General features: G+C 38.3%; 16 protein-coding genes, 2 tRNA genes and 3 rRNA genes. 16 read left to right on the top strand and 5 right to left on the bottom strand.

The window, feature by feature from the left end:
- Window positions 1-1,448 precede the first annotated feature (1,448 nt).
- Window positions 1,449-2,030: a PhnA domain-containing protein gene (locus M2306_RS10660; protein ID WP_259190947.1), complete on the top strand. Its 582-nt coding sequence runs from the start codon at window positions 1,449-1,451 to the stop codon at window positions 2,028-2,030.
- A gap of 21 nt (window positions 2,031-2,051) precedes the next feature.
- On the opposite strand, the gene M2306_RS10655 is transcribed toward M2306_RS10660, so the two are convergent.
- Window positions 2,052-2,471: an NUDIX hydrolase gene (locus M2306_RS10655; RefSeq protein ID WP_259190948.1), complete on the bottom strand. Its 420-nt coding sequence runs from the start codon at window positions 2,469-2,471 to the stop codon at window positions 2,052-2,054.
- A gap of 313 nt (window positions 2,472-2,784) precedes the next feature.
- Between M2306_RS10655 and M2306_RS10650 the strand changes: the two genes are divergently transcribed.
- The 12 genes from M2306_RS10650 (at window position 2,785) to M2306_RS10595 (ending at window position 14,642) form a co-directional block, all read left to right on the top strand.
- Window positions 2,785-3,378 (top strand): cell wall assembly protein, encoded by a 594-nt coding sequence (locus M2306_RS10650; protein WP_259190949.1) that lies wholly within the window; start codon window positions 2,785-2,787, stop codon window positions 3,376-3,378.
- 40 nt (window positions 3,379-3,418) lie between these two features.
- A complete protein-coding gene (locus tag M2306_RS10645) occupies window positions 3,419-3,796 on the top strand; it encodes a CD225/dispanin family protein (protein ID WP_115092651.1) in 378 nt (125 codons plus the stop codon).
- A gap of 10 nt (window positions 3,797-3,806) precedes the next feature.
- Window positions 3,807-4,178, top strand: coding sequence for a DUF2752 domain-containing protein (locus tag M2306_RS10640; protein ID WP_115092652.1), 372 nt, complete (start codon window positions 3,807-3,809; stop codon window positions 4,176-4,178).
- A gap of 222 nt (window positions 4,179-4,400) precedes the next feature.
- Window positions 4,401-6,419 carry a S8 family serine peptidase gene (locus tag M2306_RS10635; RefSeq protein WP_498882854.1) on the top strand — a complete coding sequence of 673 codons (2,019 nt, stop codon included), beginning with the start codon at window positions 4,401-4,403 and terminating at the stop codon, window positions 6,417-6,419.
- A 901-nt stretch (window positions 6,420-7,320) separates the two neighbouring features.
- Window positions 7,321-8,838 (top strand): 16S ribosomal RNA (locus tag M2306_RS10630).
- A 71-nt stretch (window positions 8,839-8,909) separates the two neighbouring features.
- Window positions 8,910-8,983: transfer RNA gene (locus M2306_RS10625), tRNA-Ile, on the top strand.
- 87 nt (window positions 8,984-9,070) lie between these two features.
- Window positions 9,071-9,144 (top strand) — tRNA-Ala (locus tag M2306_RS10620).
- 122 nt (window positions 9,145-9,266) lie between these two features.
- A 23S ribosomal RNA gene (locus M2306_RS10615) occupies window positions 9,267-12,145 on the top strand.
- Between the two features lie 116 nt (window positions 12,146-12,261).
- A 5S ribosomal RNA gene (gene rrf / locus M2306_RS10610) occupies window positions 12,262-12,371 on the top strand.
- Together the 16S, 23S and 5S rRNA genes with 2 tRNA genes alongside form the textbook arrangement of a ribosomal RNA operon.
- A gap of 314 nt (window positions 12,372-12,685) precedes the next feature.
- Entirely contained in the window at window positions 12,686-13,537 is an 852-nt protein-coding gene (locus tag M2306_RS10605) for a TraB/GumN family protein (protein ID WP_259190925.1), read from the top strand.
- Between the two features lie 6 nt (window positions 13,538-13,543).
- Window positions 13,544-14,056 carry an RNA polymerase sigma factor gene (locus M2306_RS10600; RefSeq protein ID WP_259190924.1) on the top strand — a complete coding sequence of 171 codons (513 nt, stop codon included), beginning with the start codon at window positions 13,544-13,546 and terminating at the stop codon, window positions 14,054-14,056.
- On the top strand, window positions 14,046-14,642 hold the full coding sequence (locus tag M2306_RS10595) for a hypothetical protein (RefSeq protein ID WP_259190923.1): 597 nt from the start codon (window positions 14,046-14,048) through the stop codon (window positions 14,640-14,642). Before M2306_RS10600 ends, M2306_RS10595 begins: the two co-directional genes overlap by 11 nt.
- A 212-nt stretch (window positions 14,643-14,854) precedes the next feature.
- On the opposite strand, the gene M2306_RS10590 is transcribed toward M2306_RS10595, so the two are convergent.
- The 3 genes from M2306_RS10590 to M2306_RS10580 all read right to left on the bottom strand — a co-directional run bounded on the left by M2306_RS10590 (window position 14,855) and on the right by M2306_RS10580 (window position 19,087).
- Window positions 14,855-16,828 carry a heavy metal translocating P-type ATPase gene (locus M2306_RS10590; RefSeq protein WP_259190922.1) on the bottom strand — a complete coding sequence of 658 codons (1,974 nt, stop codon included), beginning with the start codon at window positions 16,826-16,828 and terminating at the stop codon, window positions 14,855-14,857.
- Window positions 16,829-16,954: 126 nt separating this feature from the next.
- Window positions 16,955-18,280 carry an MATE family efflux transporter gene (locus tag M2306_RS10585; RefSeq protein WP_259190920.1) on the bottom strand — a complete coding sequence of 442 codons (1,326 nt, stop codon included), beginning with the start codon at window positions 18,278-18,280 and terminating at the stop codon, window positions 16,955-16,957.
- 117 nt (window positions 18,281-18,397) lie between these two features.
- Window positions 18,398-19,087, bottom strand: coding sequence for an OmpW/AlkL family protein (locus M2306_RS10580; protein WP_259190918.1), 690 nt, complete (start codon window positions 19,085-19,087; stop codon window positions 18,398-18,400).
- Between the two features lie 166 nt (window positions 19,088-19,253).
- Here M2306_RS10580 and M2306_RS10575 point away from each other — a divergent pair, with 166 nt between their 5' ends.
- On the top strand, window positions 19,254-19,613 hold the full coding sequence (locus M2306_RS10575; RefSeq protein WP_259190916.1) for a CoA-binding protein: 360 nt from the start codon (window positions 19,254-19,256) through the stop codon (window positions 19,611-19,613).
- On the opposite strand, the gene M2306_RS10570 is transcribed toward M2306_RS10575, so the two are convergent.
- Complete coding sequence (locus tag M2306_RS10570) at window positions 19,593-21,092, bottom strand: sodium:solute symporter (protein WP_259190915.1); 1,500 nt, start codon at window positions 21,090-21,092, stop codon at window positions 19,593-19,595. The genes M2306_RS10575 and M2306_RS10570 overlap by 21 nt on opposite strands.
- Before the next feature lie 199 nt (window positions 21,093-21,291).
- Between M2306_RS10570 and recR the strand changes: the two genes are divergently transcribed.
- Both recR and M2306_RS10560 read left to right on the top strand, forming a co-directional pair.
- Window positions 21,292-21,912, top strand: a complete 621-nt coding sequence (gene recR / locus M2306_RS10565) for a recombination mediator RecR (RefSeq protein ID WP_115092662.1) — start codon at window positions 21,292-21,294, stop codon at window positions 21,910-21,912.
- 183 nt (window positions 21,913-22,095) lie between these two features.
- Window positions 22,096-22,329 (top strand): FeoA family protein, encoded by a 234-nt coding sequence (locus tag M2306_RS10560; RefSeq protein WP_115092663.1) that lies wholly within the window; start codon window positions 22,096-22,098, stop codon window positions 22,327-22,329.
- The last annotated feature ends 4 nt before the right edge of the window (window positions 22,330-22,333 follow it).

Below are 22,333 nucleotides of genomic sequence, written 5' to 3'. Positions count from 1 at the left end.
GGTGGTGAGATTGGTGAGGAGAGGTGATGAGAAGGTGTGATGTAAAACCCCGTAGTGGCAAATGGCAATTTGCCAAGTAACTAGATAATAAAGTCTAGGCAAACCTCACAAAAACAGAGTTCCTTCTTTAATCGATAAATTCTACAACTTCACGAAAAAGTCAACCTCATGGATGGTGAGGGGTGAGATGATGAGACGGTGAGAGACATAACCCATACCTCTTAACCCATGCCTCATAACCCATGCCTCATAACCCATGCCTCATAACCCATGCCTCATAACCCATGCCTCATAACCCATGCCTCATAACCCATGCCTCTTAACCCATGCCTCTTAACCCATGCCTCTTAACCCATGCCTCTTAACCCATGCCTCTTAACCCATGCCTCTTAACCCATGCCTCTTAACCCATGCCTCTTAACCCATGCCTCTTAACCCATGCCTCTTAACCCATGCCTCTTAACCCATGCCTCTTAACCCATGCCTCTTAACCCATGCCTCTTAACCCATGCCTCTTAACCCATGCCTCTTAACCCATGCCTCTTAACCCATGCCTCTTAACCCATGCCTCTTAACCCATGCCTCTTAACCCATGCCTCTTAACCCATGCCTCATAACCCATGCCTCATAACCCATGCCTCATAACCCATGCCTCATAACCCATGCCTCATAACCCATGCCTCATAACCCATGCCTCATAACCCATGCCTCATAACCCATGCCTCATAACCCATGCCTCATAACCCATGCCTCATAACCCATGCCTCATAACCCATGCCTCATAACCCATGCCTCATAACCCATGCCTCATAACCCATGCCTCATAACCCATGCCTCATAACCCATGCCTCATAACCCATGCCTCATAACCCATGCCTCATAACCCATGCCTCATAACCCATGCCTCATAACCCATGCCTCATAACCCATGCCTCATAACCCATGCCTCATAACCCATGCCTCATAACCCATGCCTCATAACCCATGCCTCATAACCCATGCCTCATAACCCATGCCTCATAACCATACCCCTTAACCATACCCCTTAACCATACCCCATAAAGTAAATTTTCTAATTAAAACAGAGACCCTTCTTTAATCGATAAATTCTACAACTTCACGAAAAAGCAAACCTCATGGATGGTGAAGGGGGTGAGATGATGAGACGGTGAGAGACATAACCGATACCTCATAACCTTTCCCCATACCTCTTAAAGTGTCTTTTCTAATTAAAATAGAGCTCCTTCTTTAATCGATAAATCTCACAACTTCACGAAAAAGCAAAAAAGCAACCTACGACTTCACGACCTCACAAAGCACAAACCTCACGATTATCAAATTACAACCATTCTAGTGTATTTCTTTTTAATATAAAGGAGTTTTATTGTTTTTTATAAATAGATATTTAAAGTTATATTTGCACTTTTAAATTATATTCTATACGTATTATGAAAACAGAAGCGGAGTTAAAAGACAGAAGTGGAAATAAATGTGAACTATGTGAATCTACAGGACCATTAAAGGTTTATGAGGTTCCGCCTGTGGCTGCTAATGAAGCAGATAAAGAAATTTATATTTGTGAGACTTGTTTAGATCAAATTGAGAAAAGACAAGAGTTAGATAGCAACCATTGGCAATGTCTAACGACGTCAATGTGGAGTGAGATACCTGCTGTTCAGGTAGTTGCTTGGCGTATGTTGAACCGTTTTAGACAAGAAAGCTGGGCTGCAGATAATTTAGAAATGATGTACTTAGATGATGAATTGATGGAATTTGCTAAAGCAACTGGAGATCATACAGGAGATGGATCTGTTGCATTGCACAAAGATAGCAATGGAAATATTTTGACAGCTGGAGATACCGTTACTTTAATTAAAGATCTAGATGTAAAAGGATCTTCATTAAATGCAAAAATTGGTACTGCAGTTCGCAATATCCGCCTAGATCCAAATAACGTAGAGTATATAGAAGGTAAAGTGGATGGACAAATGATTGTTATTCTTACCAAATATGTGAAGAAACAAGGATAGAAAATAAAAAAATCTCAGTTGTTACTGGGATTTTTTGTTTTTTAACCACAGCGGAATACTGAATTCTTCTAAAAGATGAGCCAAAGGAACTTGTTGGTAGTTCTCATAGGTTAACCATTTAATCTCTTCTAATTCTGCATGAGGAATAAAATATGTGGGAGTTAAGGTTAATTGAAAGATGGTTGCGTGAATCAGGGTATTAGCTTCATTCACTGCTTGGGTTTGATGTGTACCCAGGTAATGGATTTCACTTGGATCGGCGATTAGGTTGAGTTCCTCTTGTAATTCACGGAGCAAGGCTTCAATAGGTTCTTCTCCAGGTTCAATTTTACCTCCAGCCATCATATAATAACGGGATCCTTTTTTTCGAACAGTTAAGAGTGCTCCATGGATATCAATAATCATTGCTGAAGCAAGGTAAATCGTTTGGACTGTTGACATAATACAAATTTTGCCTTCAAAAGTAAAGGAATTTTGCCATTAGAAGAAGAAAGTGAATCGGAGGTTTTAAATGAATATTCACGAAATGACTCCATTAGATTTGTTAAAAGTGGAGGAGTATGTGTTTTTTTTAATTGAAAATCATAATTTTATAGTATGATTAAAGAAAAAAATAAGAATGTTTAAAGAATTGTTTTTTGTAAAAGAAAAAATTTTATCTTTATTCAATCAAACAAGATCCTCAACTATGGAAGAGGTTTTGTATAGTTTAATTTAATTTAAGTTGAAAATAGAGCCTATATTCAGGGCGAAAATGAACAGTACAATGGTAAAACAAGAATTTACTGCATTATTTAAAGGATACAATATTCCTAAGGAATTAAAGAGCTTATTAGAGTTTCAAGTATCCGAAAACATTCCCTCTTATTATTCAAATGCTATTTATTTAATGACAGAAGAAACCCCACTGATTGAAAGTTTTTCAACAGAAGAGGAGTTTCTAAAAGCATTTATTCCTTTTGCTGAAGCAAATAGCTCAGGAAGTATCTATGCTTTTTGGATTAATAACAAAGAAGTAGATGATTTAACTCAAACTCCTATCGTTGCCTTTGGTGATGAAGGTGGTGTTTTTGTCGTTGCTAAAAATATTCAAGAATTATTGCAGATAGCCGCGTATGATGTGGAAGCTGTAGTATTTGAAGATGAATTTTATTTTCAAGATAAAGAAGTATTAGAAGAGGAGGGAGAATTCAATTCTGCCGAATTCTGTACAGAGTATTTGGATTGGTTGCGTACAGAAGCAAAGTTAAAACCAATCTTGACAATCGAGGGTGTAGATGCTGTCGTTGATCATGCTCAAACAACGTATCAAGAAAAGTTAGAACAGTATATCAAACGTTTTGTTTAGAAAGAACAAAAAGTAGTATATTGCGTTAAAATTTTAAGAAATGGAACAAAGTAACTTCAATCAGAATTTTGATGCTTTTTCAAATCAAGCACAAAATCAAATGCAACCAAAACCAAAAAACTATTTGGCTTTATCTATTATTTCTACAATTTTTGGTTTTTGTAGCTGTATTGGACTTTTCGTTGGTATTGTAGCTATCGTAATGTCAACGCAGTCTACTAAAAAGTATGAGCAAGGGGATTATGAAGGGGCAGTGAAAGCTGCGAAAAATGCCAAAATTCTAAGCTTGATTGTATGGGGTATTTTTGTTCTTAACCTCGTTTACTCTTGGTATAATATCCAACAAATGGGAGGATGGGATGCTTATATGGAGTCAGTTCAAGAGGCAATAGGAATGATGCAAGGAGGAGGAATGTAAGATCTACATTATGCAGATTTTTTATCGGATTCTTTTTTGCGTCCTGCTTCCTATCGGAATTGTAGTTGCCGTAAGTAAAGGATTGAGTTATTTTCCTGCGGTTGTAACCTGCTCAATAAAAGACTATACCGGATGGGATTGCCCGGGGTGTGGTGGACAAAGAGCAATGGACGCAATCATTAAAGGAAAATTTAAAGATGCATTCTATTATAATCAGCTGATATATCTTTACCTAGGAGTCATGCTTTATATATATGTACTCTTTGTGGAAAGCTATATCCTGAAAAACAAAAGATTTATGCAGCGATTTGGATTTAGCAATACGTTTGCATTTCTCTTTGTAGGAATAATACTCTTCTTTTTTATTATAAGAAATATATAAAAAGGTTCGATTGTTTGCAATCGAACCTTTTTTTGTTTAATCATATTGATTCAATCGTTTCTTTGCTTAAAATCTTTTATTAGTTTGTTGATATTGAGTTTTGTGTATTTGTTTTTTGTTGGATTTCTAATTAAATAGTTTTTTAGTTAAAATTAGCATTATTGTTGGTTTTATGCTTAACTTTCACGACCTAAAATTAGAAACAACCAAAAGACAGAATTTATGAAAAAAAATACCTTGTTGTTATTCAGCTTGTTTTCCTTGTGGGGAGTGAGTATGAATGCGCAAACGGAACAAATTCGTAAAAAAATTATTTCTACTTACGATAAGTTAAATGTAGAAGAAGCTAAGGCCTTTGAAAAAGCGAGAATTGAAGATAAAGAATTCGCTTATAAAATGGCCAAAGAAAACAATAAACCAATTTCAGGAATTACGAAGGATGGTAGAGTGTTCTCTTTACAGCGAATTAACGAAAACGGTTCGTATATATACTATTCTACAAGTAATGCAGGAAGTAGAAAAACAACAAGAGTAAATGATATAGCACCAGGTGGAAGTTTAGGTTTAAACTTAGATGGAACAGGTATGCTTGTAGGGGTTTGGGATGGACAACCGGCTTTAGATACGCATGTGGAATTTCAAGGAGATACAGGTGGAAGTCGTATGACATTGAGAAAGCCTTTGCTCAATCTCGGTACAGCTTCACAAGATGATCGTTTGAGTTTTGAAGGTGGACGATCACATGCTACACACGTATCAGGAACAATAGCTGCAAAAGGAGTCAATGCTTCTGCAAAAGGAATGGCACCAGCTGCGAGAATAATTAGTTATGATTGGGATAGAGATACACAATATATGCGTCAAGCTGCAAGAACAGATGCGTTATTGGTATCGAATCACTCCTACGGATATACAGCAATTGACGATTTTGGACGTGCAGTACTCGCAGTGAGCGATTTCGGAACGTATGATTTTACAAGTGCTGATTATGATAAACTTACTTTTGAGTATAAATACTATCAACCGGTTATTGCAGCTGGAAATGATAGAGATAATTTTAGAATTATAAATCCTGCTAAAAATGGAAATGATTTGCTTACAGGATCAGCAGTAGCTAAAAATACTATTGTTGTCGCAGCAGTGGAAGAAGTGGCTAATTATACTGGGCCTGCAAGTGTTGTGATGTCTGAGTTTAGTAATTTTGGACCTACGAATGATTTTCGTATTAAACCCGATATTTCATCTAAGGGGGTAAGAGTATTTTCAAGTAATTACCAATTACCAACACCAGTAACAGGAGTACCTAGAACTAATTTATATTCAAATTCTAGTGGTACATCCATGGCAGCTCCTTCAGTTACAGGTGTGATTGTATTATGGCAACAATGGGCGATGGAAAAAAATAGCAATGCATTCAAGTCGGCTACAATTCGTGCGTTGATGGCACATACAGCTGATGAAGCTGGAAGTGCAAAAGGTCCGGATCATAAATTTGGATGGGGATTAATCAATGCAAAAGGAGGTGTTCAAATTCTGGAAGGAAGTAAAGTGAGTGGTGTTGTTTTAGAAGAGAATGTATTAGCGCAAGGAGCAACATATGAAAAACAATTTTCAGTAGGGGAAAGTGGAATCAATGTTATTGTTACAATTGCTTGGACTGATCCAGAGGGTTCATTAACGAATGGAAATAACTCAGATGAGGATTATGCAAAGAATAATCCTTCTTTAGTAAATGATTTAGATCTACGTGTATTTAAAGACGGAGTGGAGTATTTACCTTGGAGATTAAATAAAGATTTTAGAAATCTAGTCGCTCAAAAAGGAGATAATAACGTTGATAATATTGAGAAAATTGAGATTGAAGGAGCAGAAGCGGGTATTTATACAGCGAAAGTGACGCATAAAGGTGTATTAAGAGGTGGAAGCCAAGAGTATTCAATCATTATGAGCCGTAGTGACTTCAATAACTTATCTACTGAAGAGTTTGAATTGACAGATTTATCTTTTGCTGTTTGGCCAAATCCAGTAGTGGATCAGTTGAATGTAACGATTCCTGAAGAGGTTAATGTAAAAGGGATGTCTATTCAGGTATTTGATATGACAGGTCGTTTGGTACAAAGTTTACCAACATTATCCTCAAATCAAGTAGAAGTAAATATGAGCGGATTGTCTTCAGGTACTTATTTTGTAAAAATAAAAGGCAATGGCTTTGACAAGACAGAGCGTATTGTAAAAAAATAAACAAGTAGTTAAACAACTATAGGAAGAAGGAGAGCATGGCTCTCCTTTTTTTTGCTTTTTGCTTTTTTGTTTTTTGTGAAGTTGCTTGATTCTCTTTTTGAAGAATCTTTTTTCTTTTTAAAGAGGCACATGGCCATGTGCCCCTACCTATATATATAAGGAGAGCATCAAAAACAGAAAATATTTTTCCCCGCCCGTACGGGCACATGGCCATGTGCCCCTATGCTCGAACCACCTTTTTCAAAAGAAAACCTTCTTTTATCAGATGCATTCCTCGAAAATGCTCCTTGCAAAAACGCAAAAAAGCAACATCATCGCTCCACGCGATCCCAAACCATGAAAAAGTCAAAAAAAACTTTTAGATGTAACGTGTATGATAATAGCGAGTTGCGACAATTATCGAAAATACTTTTAAAAAAAGGTTGCGTAAAGTTTGGAAGTGGCGAAAAAGGTGCTACTTTTGCATCCGCATTAAACAAGCAGACGTTCATAGAAAAGCAGTAGAAAAGACTTGAGATTAGCTAAAAAATATTTTTAAAAATAAATTTGGATAATCGAAATAAAGAGTCTTATCTTTGCAGTCCGCTTCAGTAAATACTGGGGTTAGCGAAAAGGGATGAAAAAATATTTTTCAAAAAAGTTTTGCTAATTCAAATAAAGTTTTTACTTTTGCACTCGCTTTGGTAAACAAGGGATGACGAAAAGAAGGAAAGAAAAAAATCTAAATTTTTTTTGTCAAATCAAAAAAGTTGTTTACTTTTGCACTCGCTTCGAAATTTAAGTAGAAGAGAGTTTGAAACACGATCATAGACATATTGGACAACAGCATACAAAATAAAGAGAGTAAGGTGATTTTAGGATCACAAATAAACTAGCTAACTTTTTACAATATTAAAAATATACGATGAAGAGTTTGATCCTGGCTCAGGATGAACGCTAGCGGCAGGCCTAACACATGCAAGTCGAGGGGTATAGAGAGCTTGCTTTCTAGAGACCGGCGGATGGGTGAGTAACGCGTATGCAACCTACCTTTTACAGGGGAATAGCCCGGAGAAATTCGGATTAATGCTCCATGGTTTATATGAGTGGCATCATTTATATAATAAAGATTTATCGGTAAAAGATGGGCATGCGTATCATTAGCTAGTTGGTGTGGTAACGGCATACCAAGGCGACGATGATTAGGGGTCCTGAGAGGGAGATCCCCCACACTGGTACTGAGACACGGACCAGACTCCTACGGGAGGCAGCAGTGAGGAATATTGGTCAATGGAGGCAACTCTGAACCAGCCATGCCGCGTGCAGGATGACGGTCCTATGGATTGTAAACTGCTTTTGTACGGGAAGAAATGTAATTACGTGTAATTATTTGACGGTACCGTAAGAATAAGGATCGGCTAACTCCGTGCCAGCAGCCGCGGTAATACGGAGGATCCGAGCGTTATCCGGAATTATTGGGTTTAAAGGGTTCGTAGGCGGTTTAGTAAGTCAGTGGTGAAATCTTATAGCTTAACTATAAAATTGCCGTTGATACTGCTAAACTTGAATAGTATGGAAGTAATTAGAATATGTAGTGTAGCGGTGAAATGCTTAGATATTACATGGAATACCAATTGCGAAGGCAGATTACTACGTACTTATTGACGCTGATGAACGAAAGCGTGGGTAGCGAACAGGATTAGATACCCTGGTAGTCCACGCCGTAAACGATGGATACTAGCTGTTCGGTTTTCGGACTGAGTGGCTAAGCGAAAGTGATAAGTATCCCACCTGGGGAGTACGTTCGCAAGAATGAAACTCAAAGGAATTGACGGGGGCCCGCACAAGCGGTGGAGCATGTGGTTTAATTCGATGATACGCGAGGAACCTTACCAAGGCTTAAATGTAGATTGACAGGTTTAGAGATAGACTTTTCTTCGGACAATTTACAAGGTGCTGCATGGTTGTCGTCAGCTCGTGCCGTGAGGTGTCAGGTTAAGTCCTATAACGAGCGCAACCCCTATTGTTAGTTGCCAGCGGGTCATGCCGGGAACTCTAACAAGACTGCCGGTGCAAACCGTGAGGAAGGTGGGGATGACGTCAAATCATCACGGCCCTTACGTCTTGGGCTACACACGTGCTACAATGGCCAGTACAGAAAGCAGCTACCAGGCAACTGGATGCGAATCTCAAAAACTGGTCTCAGTTCGGATTGGAGTCTGCAACTCGACTCCATGAAGCTGGAATCGCTAGTAATCGGATATCAGCCATGATCCGGTGAATACGTTCCCGGGCCTTGTACACACCGCCCGTCAAGCCATGGAAGCTGGGGGTACCTGAAGTCGGTCGCCGCAAGGAGCTGCCTAGGGTAAAACTGGTAACTAGGGCTAAGTCGTAACAAGGTAGCCGTACCGGAAGGTGCGGCTGGAACACCTCCTTTCTAGAGAAAAAAAGAGGTTGGTTTATTTACTCTCGCTGTTTGTTCAAATAAAAAAAATAAGTAATATACAGAGTCTCGTAGCTCAGCTGGTTAGAGTACTACACTGATAATGTAGGGGTCGGCAGTTCGAGTCTGCCCGGGACTACTAAGTATTACAAAGGAAATTCTAGAGGTTAGTTAAACCGTTGAAAGTTACTGTTGACTGTAAACTGTTAACCTGTAACCTTATAATGGGGGATTAGCTCAGCTGGCTAGAGCGCCTGCCTTGCACGCAGGAGGTCATCGGTTCGACTCCGATATTCTCCACAAGAACGCAAGTTCAAAACGATCATTGACATATTGTAACGACAAATACAGTTAGATAGTAATAGTAATATTATTATTTTAATAAAAATTTATAGAAAGTACGATTCGAAAGAATTGTAAGCACATAAGCAAAATAAGGGCGTATGGGGAATGCCTAGGCTCTCAGAGGCGAAGAAGGACGTGATAAGCTGCGAAAAGCTACGGGGATCGGCACACACGACTTGATCCGTAGATATCCGAATGGGGCAACCCACTATGTTGAAGACATAGTATCCGAATAGGAGGCGAACCTGCTGAACTGAAACATCTAAGTAGGCAGAGGAGAAGAAAACAAAAGTGATTCCGCTAGTAGTGGCGAGCGAACGCGGAATAGCCCAAACCAATGTTGTTACGGCAATATTGGGGTTGTAGGACCACGATATTTCTTGCGGATTGAATTAGAATTACCTGGAAAGGTAAACCGAAGAGGGTGATAGTCCCGTATAAGTAAGAGAAGATAAGGATAGTGGTATCCTGAGTAGGTCGGGGCACGTGAAACCCTGATTGAAACTGGCGGGACCATCCGCTAAGGCTAAATACTCCTGAGAGACCGATAGTGAACCAGTACCGTGAGGGAAAGGTGAAAAGAACCGTGAATAACGGAGTGAAATAGATCCTGAAACCATACGCCTACAAGCGGTCGGAGCCCCTTTGTGGGGTGACGGCGTGCCTTTTGCATAATGAGCCTACGAGTTACCGTTGCTGGCAAGGATAAGTGATTAAGTCATGGATCCGTAGCGAAAGCGAGTCTTAATAGGGCGCTTTAGTCAGTAGTGGTAGACGCGAAACCGTGTGATCTACCCATGGGCAGGTTGAAGTTTAGGTAACACTAAATGGAGGACCGAACCGTTTAACGCTGAAAAGTTTTCGGATGACCTGTGGGTAGGGGTGAAAGGCCAATCAAACTCGGAAATAGCTCGTACTCCCCGAAATGCATTTAGGTGCAGCGATGATCATAGTTACTTAGAGGTAGAGCTACTGATTGGATGCGGGGGCTTCACCGCCTACCAATTCCTGACAAACTCCGAATGCTAATTAATGATAATCATCAGTGAGGGCATGGGTGCTAAGGTCCATGTCCGAGAGGGAAAGAACCCAGACCATCAGCTAAGGTCCCCAAATGTATGCTAAGTTGAAAAAACGCGGTTTGATTGCCCAGACAGCTAGGATGTTGGCTTGGAAGCAGCCATTCATTTAAAGAGTGCGTAACAGCTCACTAGTCGAGCGATCGAGCATGGATAATAATCGGGCATAAGTATACTACCGAAGCTATGGATTTACGTTTTAAACGTGAGTGGTAGGGGAGCATTCTATCGACGTAGAAGCCGTATTGTGAGATATGGTGGAGTTTATAGAAAAGAAAATGTAGGCATAAGTAACGATAAGGGGTGCGAGAAACACCCCCGCCGTAAGACTAAGGTTTCCTGAGCTATGCTAATCAGCTTAGGGTTAGTCGGGACCTAAGGCAGACCCGAAGGGGGACGTCGATGGCCAACGGGTTAATATTCCCGTACTACTAATAATTGTGATGGAGTGACACAGTGATGAAAGCACCGCGAACTGACGGAATAGTTCGTTGAAGCACGTACCTATATTCCCTATAGTAAAATGCGTAGGGGATGGAGAAATGCGATAGTACTCAGCGTTTTCGAACAACGAGATAGTGTGCCTAAGGGCTGTCAAGAAAAGCTTCTAAACTTAGATTATTAGTACCCGTACCGTAAACCGACACAGGTAGTCGAGGAGAGTATCCTAAGGCGCTCGAGAGATTCATGGCTAAGGAACTAGGCAAAATAGACCTGTAACTTCGGGAGAAAGGTCGCCAGCGCAAGCTGGCCGCAGTGAAAAGGTCCAGGCGACTGTTTATCAAAAACACAGGGCTCTGCAAAATCGTAAGATGAAGTATAGGGCCTGACACCTGCCCGGTGCTGGAAGGTTAAGAGGAGATGTTATCTTCGGAGAAGCATTGAATTGAAGCCCCAGTAAACGGCGGCCGTAACTATAACGGTCCTAAGGTAGCGAAATTCCTTGTCGGGTAAGTTCCGACCTGCACGAATGGTGTAACGATCTGGACACTGTCTCAGCCATGAGCTCGGTGAAATTGTAGTATCGGTGAAGATGCCGATTACCCGCAGTGGGACGAAAAGACCCTGTGCACCTTTACTATAGCTTAGTATTGTTCTTGGATAAGTGATGTGTAGGATAGGTGGGAGACTTCGATCCTGCGTCGCCAGGCGTAGGTTAGTCATTGTTGAAATACCACCCTTTGCTTATTTGAGATCTAACTCTGCACTGCAGAGGACATTGCTTGGTGGGTAGTTTGACTGGGGTGGTCGCCTCCAAAAGAGTAACGGAGGCTTCTAAAGGTTCCCTCAGCACGCTTGGTAACCGTGCGTAGAGTGCAATGGCATAAGGGAGCTTGACTGGGAGACTAACAAGTCGATCAGGTACGAAAGTAGAGCATAGTGATCCGGTGGTTCCGCATGGAAGGGCCATCGCTCAAAGGATAAAAGGTACGCCGGGGATAACAGGCTGATCTCCCCCAAGAGCTCATATCGACGGGGGGGTTTGGCACCTCGATGTCGGCTCGTCACATCCTGGGGCTGGAGAAGGTCCCAAGGGTTGGGCTGTTCGCCCATTAAAGTGGCACGCGAGCTGGGTTCAGAACGTCGTGAGACAGTTCGGTCTCTATCTACTGTGGGCGTTAGAAATTTGAGTGGATCTGATTCTAGTACGAGAGGACCGAATTGGACCAACCTCTAGTGCATCTGTTGTCTCGCCAGGGGCATCGCAGAGTAGCTACGTTGGGCAGGGATAAGCGCTGAAAGCATATAAGTGCGAAACCCACCACAAGATGAGATTTCTTTAAAGAGCCGTTGAAGATGACAACGTTGATAGGCTATAGATGTAAAGGCAGTAATGTCATAGTCAAGTAGTACTAATAGCTCGTAAGCTTATGTGTACTCCCTCTACTAATAAGTAGAGGGAGGGCAACTTTCTAAAATGAAATAAGTATTTGTTACGTTATAATATACCGAATTAGTTATAGGATCCGAGAGGAATTTATAACAACCGCTTTAGGGTGGTTATTGCGGCGGGGCTCACCTCTTCCCATTTCGAACAGAGAAGTTAAGCCCGCTAGCGCAGATGGTACTGCCACATGGTGGGAGAGTATGTCGTCGCCCTTCTTTTGAAAAGCCTGATTACGTAAGTAGTCAGGCTTTTTTGTTTTATACCGGTTTGGAAAAAGACGTAGGGGCCAATGGCAATTGGCCTTCTTACATGATATATATTGTATCACAGTAAAATATCGTGATGAAACGCTGCACCGTAAGGGCCAATGGCAATTGGCCTCATAACAGGATAAATGTTGTATCACTGCATCCACCACAAAGAAGCAAAACAACAAAAAAGCATTCCAAAAAAAAATAATCTTCAAAAAAAATGTAACGTTTTCGTATTTTTAGTACTTACTACTAAAATACCAATCAATCTATAGTACATGAAACGTTTATTTCTACTTCACTTTCTTTTTATATGCACTTTTTTTACGAGTTTCGCTCAAGAACAACTGCCAAAATCTATTCTTTGGGAGATTAGTGGAAATGGTTTAGTAGAATCTTCCTATTTATTGGGAACGTTTCACCTCGTCTGTAAAGAGGATTTACACGTAGCGGATAAAGTCTTAACGGCTATTGAGGCTGTGGATCAAATTGCTTTAGAGGTGAATTTGGCGGATATCGATGAATTAATGAGCATACAAGAGTTGATGGTTTCCACGACTACGTTATCCTCTCAACTGACTGAAGAAGAGCAAGAAGAGTTTCGTATACTGTTAAAAAGTAAATATGGCATTGATTTAGAAGTCGTAGATCACTTTCCTCCAATCCTTGCTATGAGCATGTTGGCTGTTAAAGATATTCCTTGTGAAGTTACAGGATATGACATGGAAATTTTGAATGTAGGGTTGAGTAAAAAGAAATACTTTTTAGGTTTAGAACGTTTTAAAGATCAAATTGAAATCACCAATCGCATTTATACTGCCAAAGAAATTCTGATACAGCTGAGAGAAAAAGATGAAACAATAGCTGATTTTGAAACGATGGTTGCTGCTTTTAATCAAGAAGATATAGAAACACTTTATCATATCGCTACTGATCCTAAATCATTATCAACGGAAGGAAAAGTTTTGTTATTGGACAATCGCAACCGCGCTTGGATAGAAAAGATGATTGTCTTAATGCCTAAAGCATCTACCTTATTTGCTGTAGGTTCGGGACATCTAGCAGGAGAAGCAGGTGTAATTGCCTTGTTGAGAGAAAAAGGATTTACAGTCAATGCAATTTTAAAGTAGCTAGTTGTGCGAGTCAACATAGAAAAAGAGTTTTTAGAACAGGTTAATGATCATAAGGGTATCTTATTTAAGGTAGCGAAGCTCTATATGGATACCAAAGCAGATCAAGAAGATTTGTATCAAGAGATGATTTGCCAGCTCTGGAAGTCCTATACTAGTTTTAAAGGCAGCAGTCAATTTTCGACCTGGATGTATCGGGTATGTCTGAATACCGCTATTACTTATTTTAAAAAAGATAGCAAAAGGTCAAAGTCAACGTTTAGTTTAAATGGAGAAGAGCATTATTTGCGGAATGAAGAGAGTTGTTTAGAAGTTGAAAATCAAATTACCTATCTCTATAAAGCTATTCACGAACTGAATGATATTGAAAAGGCTTTGATTTTCCTGTACCTAGAAGGATTTTCTCATTTAGATATTGGAACTAATCTTGGGATTTCAGAAGGAAATGCAAGAGTAAAATTGAATCGGACAAAAAATAAATTACAAGAAATTATAAAGAAAAATGGATATGAATTTTGACGATATTAAAAAATCATGGGATTCACAAGATATTAGTGCACCTAAATTAACGGAAGAAGCCTTAGTTTCCTCTATGGATCGTTTACCGTTAGATCGCATCCGAAAGAATACGTTGAAGGATATTATTTTGCAAAGTGTTAGTGTTGTAGGAATCGCTTTTTTTCCACAATTATATAATATGCCAGCAGAAAATACAGTGATGTTTTATGTTGTTTATTTTTTGTTTGCAGTAGTTTCTTTTTACTATATTATAAAAATGGCCATGTTTTATCGTACTTCTAGTACGTTTGAAATGAACTCACGCGATAGTTTGTACGAAGTTTACTTTCATGCGCGAATGTATGTTCAACTCTATGAGAATTTCTGTTTTTCACTGGCTCCATTTGTTATTTTCTTTATTCCATTTTTTATGGGATTCACTTTAGATAAAATGATTCCTCTTTTTACTAATGTGTTTTTTATAACCTATTTTATTGGTTTATGTCTATTTGTTTTCATCTTGTCTCACTATTGGATTAAACGTTTGTATGGTCGCTATTTGAAACAAATGAAAGAAACATTAGATCAATTTAAAGCCTTGTCTTGATATTTAAGCTAGGGAATAGAATATAAATAATAGGTATGTTGAAGAATAATCAAACAATAAAGATCAAGCGCAATCATATTGTATTTGCATTTAAGCTGTTTCTGATGGGGATGATGATTGGTGCTTATGTGGCGTATAATCAATAGCTATAAAATAAAGACGTCCTATATGTAACCATATAGGACGTCTTGTTTTTCTCTATGCGTGTGGTATTAAATAAATTTCATCTTTTGAATTCGCACTGCATTTAAGATAGCGAGTAAAGCCACACCAACATCAGCAAAAACGGCTTCCCACATCGTTGCAAGCCCACCAGCACCTAGAATTAGTACAATAATTTTTACAACTAAGGCAAGTGTAATGTTTTGGATAACAATTTTGCGTGTTTCTTTTCCAATGTGAATCGCTGTAGCAATTTTAGAAGGTTGGTCTGTTTGAATCACAACATCTGCTGTTTCAATTGCGGCATCACTACCTAAACCTCCCATAGCAATTCCAACGTCACTCAGTGCTAATACAGGGGCATCATTAATTCCATCTCCTACAAAAGCAAGGGAGCTTGTTGGATTTTCTTTTTTCAATCGTTCTACTTGTTCCACCTTACCTTCAGGTAATAATCCTCCTAAAGCAAAATCAATTCCCGTTTCTTGCGCTACTTTCTGCGTGATTGTATCCTTATCTCCACTCAACATGATTGTTTTTTGAACCCCCATGGATCTCATTAATCGAATGGCATCTTTAGAATCTTCTTTAATCTGATCTGCAATGGTAATATAACCCGCATATTGATTGTCAATAGCGACTACGACAATACTTTCTACAATTTCATTAACCTCGCTTGGATAAGCAATGCTGTGTTGGGTTAATAAAGCAGTATTACCCACTAATATTTCTTGATTATCAATCACTCCTGCAAGTCCTTTACCTGATATTTCCCTTACCTTTTCTGCTACTAAGGAGGTTGGATAAGCTTCTACAATTGCTTTCGCAATCGGATGGGTGGATTGTTTTTCAATAGCAGCTACAAGTTGTACAAACTGTTCTTGTGGTAGCGTTGTTTCGACTTTTTGAACTTTAAACACACCTTCTGTTAGTGTTCCTGTTTTGTCCATTACCACAATATCTAGCTTTGCCATTAATTCAAGGAAATTAGACCCTTTGAATAAAATACCATTTCGAGAAGCCGCTCCAATTCCACCAAAATATCCCAATGGAACAGAGATTACTAAGGCACAAGGACAAGAAATTACCAAGAATACTAAGGCTCTTTCTAACCATTGGGTAAATACATAAGCTTCACCTAAGAATAGATAAGGAACAAAGGTTAATAGTACAGCTAAAAAGAAAACAATCGGCGTGTACACTTTAGCAAACTTGCGAATGTACAATTCAGTTGGTGCTTTTCGAGTACTTGCTTCTTGTACCATCTCTAGGATTTTAGCTAAGGAGCTGTCTTGGTACAATTTTGTAGTGCGAATCTCAATTACTTGTTCTAAGTTGATCATTCCCGTTAGCACTGTTTCTCCTTTTTTATACGAAGATGGTTTACTTTCTCCCGTTAGTGCAGAGGTATTAAAACTTCCTTTATCAGATAATAAAGCTCCATCTAATGGAATTTTCTCTCCTACTTTTACCTGAATGCGCTCTCCAATCTGTACTTCTTCTGGATTAACAATTGTAAAGGCATTGTTGCGAAATACATTGGCTTCATTTGGACGAATATCTAATAGGGCTTTAATATTGCCTTTGGCTTTATTAACGGCTGATTCTTGGAACATTTCTCCAATGGTGTAAAATAGCATTACTGCTACTGCCTCGGGATATTCCCCAATTGCAAAAGCACCTAAAGTGGCAATTCCCATAAGTGAAAACTCATTGAAGAAATCTTTCTTTAGCATTAATGAAAACGCTTCTTTCAATACTGGAAAACCAACAGGTACATAAGCCGCTAAATACCAAAGTACGCGTAACGTAGGGTTGTTGATAAACCAATCTACTTTTAAAACATTCGCAAATAATACGCCTAAAAAGAATAAAAGAATACTGAAACCAATGGTGTATTTACTATTCATTTCCCCGTGGTTGTGGTCGTGGTCATCATGACTGTGATCCTCGTGGTTATGCGCCGGTTTTTTGTGGAATTCAAGTTTTGAATTGCAGCAACTGTCTTTATCTTGATGTATCATAACTATTTATATTTATTCTATATACAAAGTTAAGTACTTCTGTAGAATATAAATAGAGCGGAGGCATGTTTGCAACAGTGTTACATTTTGGGTTAGAAGTTATGGGTTATGGGGGGGGTGAAACCGTTAACCATTCCTCACATAGTTCTTTTTAAAAATATACATCAACGGAAAGCTTCTACAGCACATCCAGACTGCAAAGGCAATCCATACACTGTACAATTGAAAACCGAGATAGTCTAAGAAAAGTAATGTAGGAAGGAAGCCACAAAAAGTAGCAAATATTAAATTGTTTCTCAGGAATTTAGCATCACCCATCCCTTTGAATATTCCATCGTAAATATAAGCGAGGGAGTTAATAGGTTGTACTAATAGAATAATCCAAAATACAGAAGTGAATACGCGAATTACGTCAGGATCTTGATTGAAGAGCAAACCAATTTGTTCATAAAAGGCAAAGCAAATCGCAATAAGTATAATGGAGATGATAATCGCATATTTACTAATTGCTTTACTCATGTGCCACATGGCGTTATAGTTTTTTTCGCCCAATAGTTTTCCGGCCATTGCATTTCCTGCTGTCGCATATCCATCAATAAAAAAGGAAAAGAACAACCAGATATTCATCAAGATACTTTGAGCGGCAATAAAGTTTTTTCCATAACCAGTCGCATAAGCATTTGCTAAGTAGATGGCAACGTTCAAAGTTGCCGTTCGAATAATAAAATTGAAGCTCATGATGATGAAGGGCTTCAATGTAGGATTGATATTTTTGCTAATACGCATAGTAAAAGGCGTATACTTGAAGAAATAGTAGAAAGCCATGATGAGCATGACGGTTTGGGCGATAACACTCGCATAGGCTGCACCTTTAATGTGATAAGCAGGAATGTAACCATCAATACCATACACCAATAGATACGTTAATACAACATTGAGCAATGCACCTGTTAGACTACATTTCATGGCCCAGATGGTGTTTTGTAATCCTCGAAAAACCCCATACAAGGCAAACGTAATTAGGGTTAAGGGGAATCCCCATGCGCGGATTAAATAGTATTCTTTGGCATACGTAAGCAATAACCCCTCAGCATTATAAGCGGTAAAAATTTCGTGTACAAAAACAGTGGTCGTTAAAAATAGGAGTAGGCTTAAGGCAAAGTTGAATAGAATAGCTTGAGGAACCAAAGTTTTGATTGCAATAAGTCTATTGGAACCATAATGTTGAGATACCGTAGCTGATAGCGAGGTCTTGGTTTGCGCCACTACCCAAATGATAGCGGATAAGAATGATCCTACAAGACCTACTGCACCTAATGCTTCAACACTATTTTCTTTGAGATTTCCTACAATGGCAATATCTGTTAATGTAATGATGGATTCTGAGATTCCTGAAAAAATAGCCGGTATTGCAAGTTTGTTGATTCCTTTAAAAGTAATTGATTGGTCCATGTAATTCTTCTCCTTATGCTAACAAGGGCAAAGGTCGGCAAAAACAAAGAGCAAAAAAAATGTTCCTAACCAAGGATATGGTTAGGAACATCTTATAAAAAAAAATTAATTGAATGATTAAAAACGCATCCCTACACCAAAACCAATCAACATAGGGTCAATTTTTACTTTAGCAGGAAGATTTAATTGCTCTCCTGTTGGATTTAAATTTGTAGCATCTACTGTTACGTCTGTTTTCAAGAATAATTTTTTGAAGTCAACGTTGATAAAGAATTTATCTGTGATGTCAATATCAAATCCGAATTGGTATCCCCAACCAAATTTATTGTCATATGAAATATCTCTTGCACTACCTGATTTCTCGTTGTAGAAAATCGTGTAGTTTACCCCAACCCCAACATAAGGTTTGAAATTACTTGTCACAGGGTAGTGGTATTGCACCATTAAAGTAGGAGGCAATAACCATACACTTCCTAAGTCTACATTAGCTACTGGATCACCCTTAACAGGAGTTAAATCTGAACCTAAAGTTCCAACAGTGTGTCTAGATGTTCCTAAGATTAACTCTGCAGCAATGTTTTCTGTAAAGAAATACGTAAAGTCAAGCTCTGGAATAAAGTTGTTATTCACATCTATTTGTCCTCCAATACCTCCGATTTCTGCTCTATTGTGTGGAATTACTCCAACACCACGTAGGCGAACTTGCCATTTGTACGACTCTTTCTCGTTTGTAGGTGTTTCTTGAGCAGTAGCCGTATTACCCATTAATAAAACAGCTCCTAATAATGATAGAAATAGCTTTTTCATAGTTATCTGTATTACAATTATACTTTAACAAATGTATCTATTGTTTTAGTATAAAAACATGATTTTTATCATTGTGTTATATTTTTATTTACACAAACTTCTAATCTTGTTATGAATTTGTTTTATTTAAGATAAATTATTATTTTTAAGTATAAGACTTTTAAACATGAAAAAAACAATTGTATTTGGAGCTTCCTTAAAAGAAGAGCGCTATTCCAATCAAGCGATTCGAATGTTGCGTGAATATGGGCATTCTGTAGTAGCTCATGGTTTGAGAACAGGAAAAGTGGCGGATGTTACTATTGAAACGGATAAAAAAATGTATCGTGATATTGATACCGTTTCGTTATACCTCAACCCAGAAAGGCAAGAAGAGTTTTACGACTATATTATTGAATTAAAACCGAATCGGGTGATTTTTAACCCTGGAACAGAGAATCCCGATTTTTACAAGCGCTTGATTCGACATAATATCGGATATGAAGAAGCGTGTACGTTGGTTCTTTTACGCACGAATCAGTTTTGATTTAGAGCTAATACACAGCAATAATACGAACGTAATTAAAGCATTAACGAGAATTAATTCATTGTCAAAAACATAGCCATTCAATAAAGAAGTAGCATTGTTGCTAAACCATAAGGTAGCAAAAGGTGAAAGGATACAGATGTAAGGAACAAGTTTGTCTTTCACTTGTCGATTTTTAAATATGATAGCAAAACTAAAGAGTCCTAATAACGGGCCATAGGTATAAGAAGCAATTTTAAAAATCATACTAACTACTGAGGCATCATTGATGGCATTAAATAAGATAATGACCAAAAACATTAAAATAGAAAAACCAAAGTGAACCAACTTTCTTCTCCAAACGTTGGACGGATTCGCTTTGTCTTTGTCCATGTGTAAGAAGTCAATACAAAAAGAAGTAGTAAGGGCGGTTAATGCAGAATCTGTTGTTGCAAAAGTAGCGGCTGTTAACCCAAGTAAAAATACTAGTGCAGGAATAACAGCGAGGTGGTTGAAAGCTATTTCAGGAAATAGTAAATCGGTACGTGGTTTTTGAGTCACTGCATCTAAGGGAACATCAATACCTTGGTTGTTGGCATAGATATAAAGAAGTGCACCAATCCCCAAGAACAAAAGATTAACAAGTACGAAGATTCCCGTGAAGGAATACATGTTTTTTTGCGCTTCTTTGATGTTTTTACAGCTTAGGTTTTTCTGCATTAAATCTTGATCCAACCCAACCATAGCAATGGTGACAAATATACCACCAACAAATTGTTTGATAAAGTGGTAGCGACTTCCCATAAAATCTTCAAAGAAGAATATTTTGGAATAGTTGCTATTTTTAATAGATTCAAAAGCCTGAATAGCCGATAAATCCAATTGATGACAAATGAAAATAATGGTTAAGATTACCGAAGAAACCAAGAAAAAGGTTTGCAGTGAATCGGTGATAATAATCGTTTTTAGCCCGCCTTTGTAGGTATAAGCATAGATTAATAAAAGTGCAATTAATACCGTTGCAAAGAACGGAATACCAAAGTAATCAAATACATAACGCTGTAAAACAATTACAACCAAATACAGGCGAAAGGCCGAACCAATTGTTCTACTGAGTAAGAAAATGGAGGCTGCACTTTTATAGCTGTAGAACCCCAGTTTTTTCTCAATGTAGGTATAAATGGAAACCAAATTATACTTGTAATACAAAGGAAGGAGAACGGCTGCCGTGATAATGAAACCAACGGCATTTCCTAAAATGAACTGAAAGTATTTAAACTGTTCTCCATTAGGAGAACCTACTTCACCAGGAACGGAAATAAAGGTTACGCCAGATAAGGCTGTTCCAATCATTCCAAAAGCGACCAAATACCATTTTGCATTTTTATTTGCGCTAAAAAAGGCATCATTACTACTGTCTTTTTTACTCGTTAACTGAGAAATTCCAATGAGCATTCCAAAGTAAATAGCGATAATAATGATGATAGTGATAGGCGTCATGGTATCCGTATATTTTTGTAGTTCCAGAAAATCAAAAGTAAGTAAATTTTATAGATCTATTTCTATGGGTAGCGATGAAAAAAAGTTGGGGATGAATGGTTTGAGAGCAAGGGCTTATGCTAGAGGATTTGTTTTTTGATGTGAAAGACGAACCATATAAAAACATGGAAAATAGTTGTATATTTTATATCTTTGCCGGATGGATTTTCCTTCAAAATTATTAGAAAAAGCAGTAGAGGAAATTGCTCAACTGCCTGGAATTGGCAAGCGTACTGCTTTGCGATTGGCTTTACATTTATTAAAACAACCTGAAGAACAAACTTCTCGTTTGGCACAAGCATTGGATAAGATGCGTCGTGAGATTAGTTATTGTACAAGCTGCCATAATATAGCTGATGCAGAAATCTGTGAAATCTGTTCGAATCCTGTTCGAGATCACCAAATCATTTGTGTTGTTGAAGATGTACGCGATGTTATGGCCTTGGAAAATACGCAACTATTTAAGGGAATTTACCATGTCTTAGGTGGGAAAATTTCGCCTATTGATGGTGTTGGACCGAGTCAGTTGAATATCCAATCACTAGTGGAAAAAGTAAAAAGCGGTTATGTCAAAGAATTGATTTTTGCTTTAAGTTCAACGATGGACGGCGATACAACCAATTTCTATATTTATAAACAGATCAAAGATTATGATGTCATTACCTCAACCATTGCAAGAGGAATTGCCGTCGGAGATGAATTAGAATATGCCGATGAAGTTACCTTAGGCCGTAGTTTGGTTCATCGTGTTCCTTTTGAAAATGCGTTTAAGTCCCTGTAACCTCAAATAATTACTTTTCTGGTTTATGTATAAGACGAAGAAAATGAGTAGTATAGCCTCATTAATGATCTTCGACTAGGAAATGTTGTGTCTTTTTATTTTTAAAAAGTATAAATTACGCTAAATTTATTGTTAGGCTTGTCTAATTTTGTAATTTTGTATATCTAAACAAAAGACAAAGGAATGAATTTATCGGATTTAAAATTAGGAAGTAAAGGCATCATTAAGGGCATCGCTAAAGATTGTTCCAAAGAAGTGCATCAACGATTTCTCGATTTAGGATTTGTAGCTGGAGCTGTTATATCAGTTCACAGCATTAGCCCATTAAAAGATCCGGTGGCTTATTCTATTTATAATACAATTATTTCTTTGCGAAAAGAGGACGCTCAAATGGTGTTACTTGATTCAGAGAATTAATTAA

Source organism: Myroides gitamensis, assembly GCF_029894455.1.
GTDB lineage: Bacteria > Bacteroidota > Bacteroidia > Flavobacteriales > Flavobacteriaceae > Flavobacterium > Flavobacterium odoratum.
The sequence above is the reverse complement of the archived record's forward strand: the minus strand, read 5'-3'. Positions and strand labels throughout refer to the sequence as shown.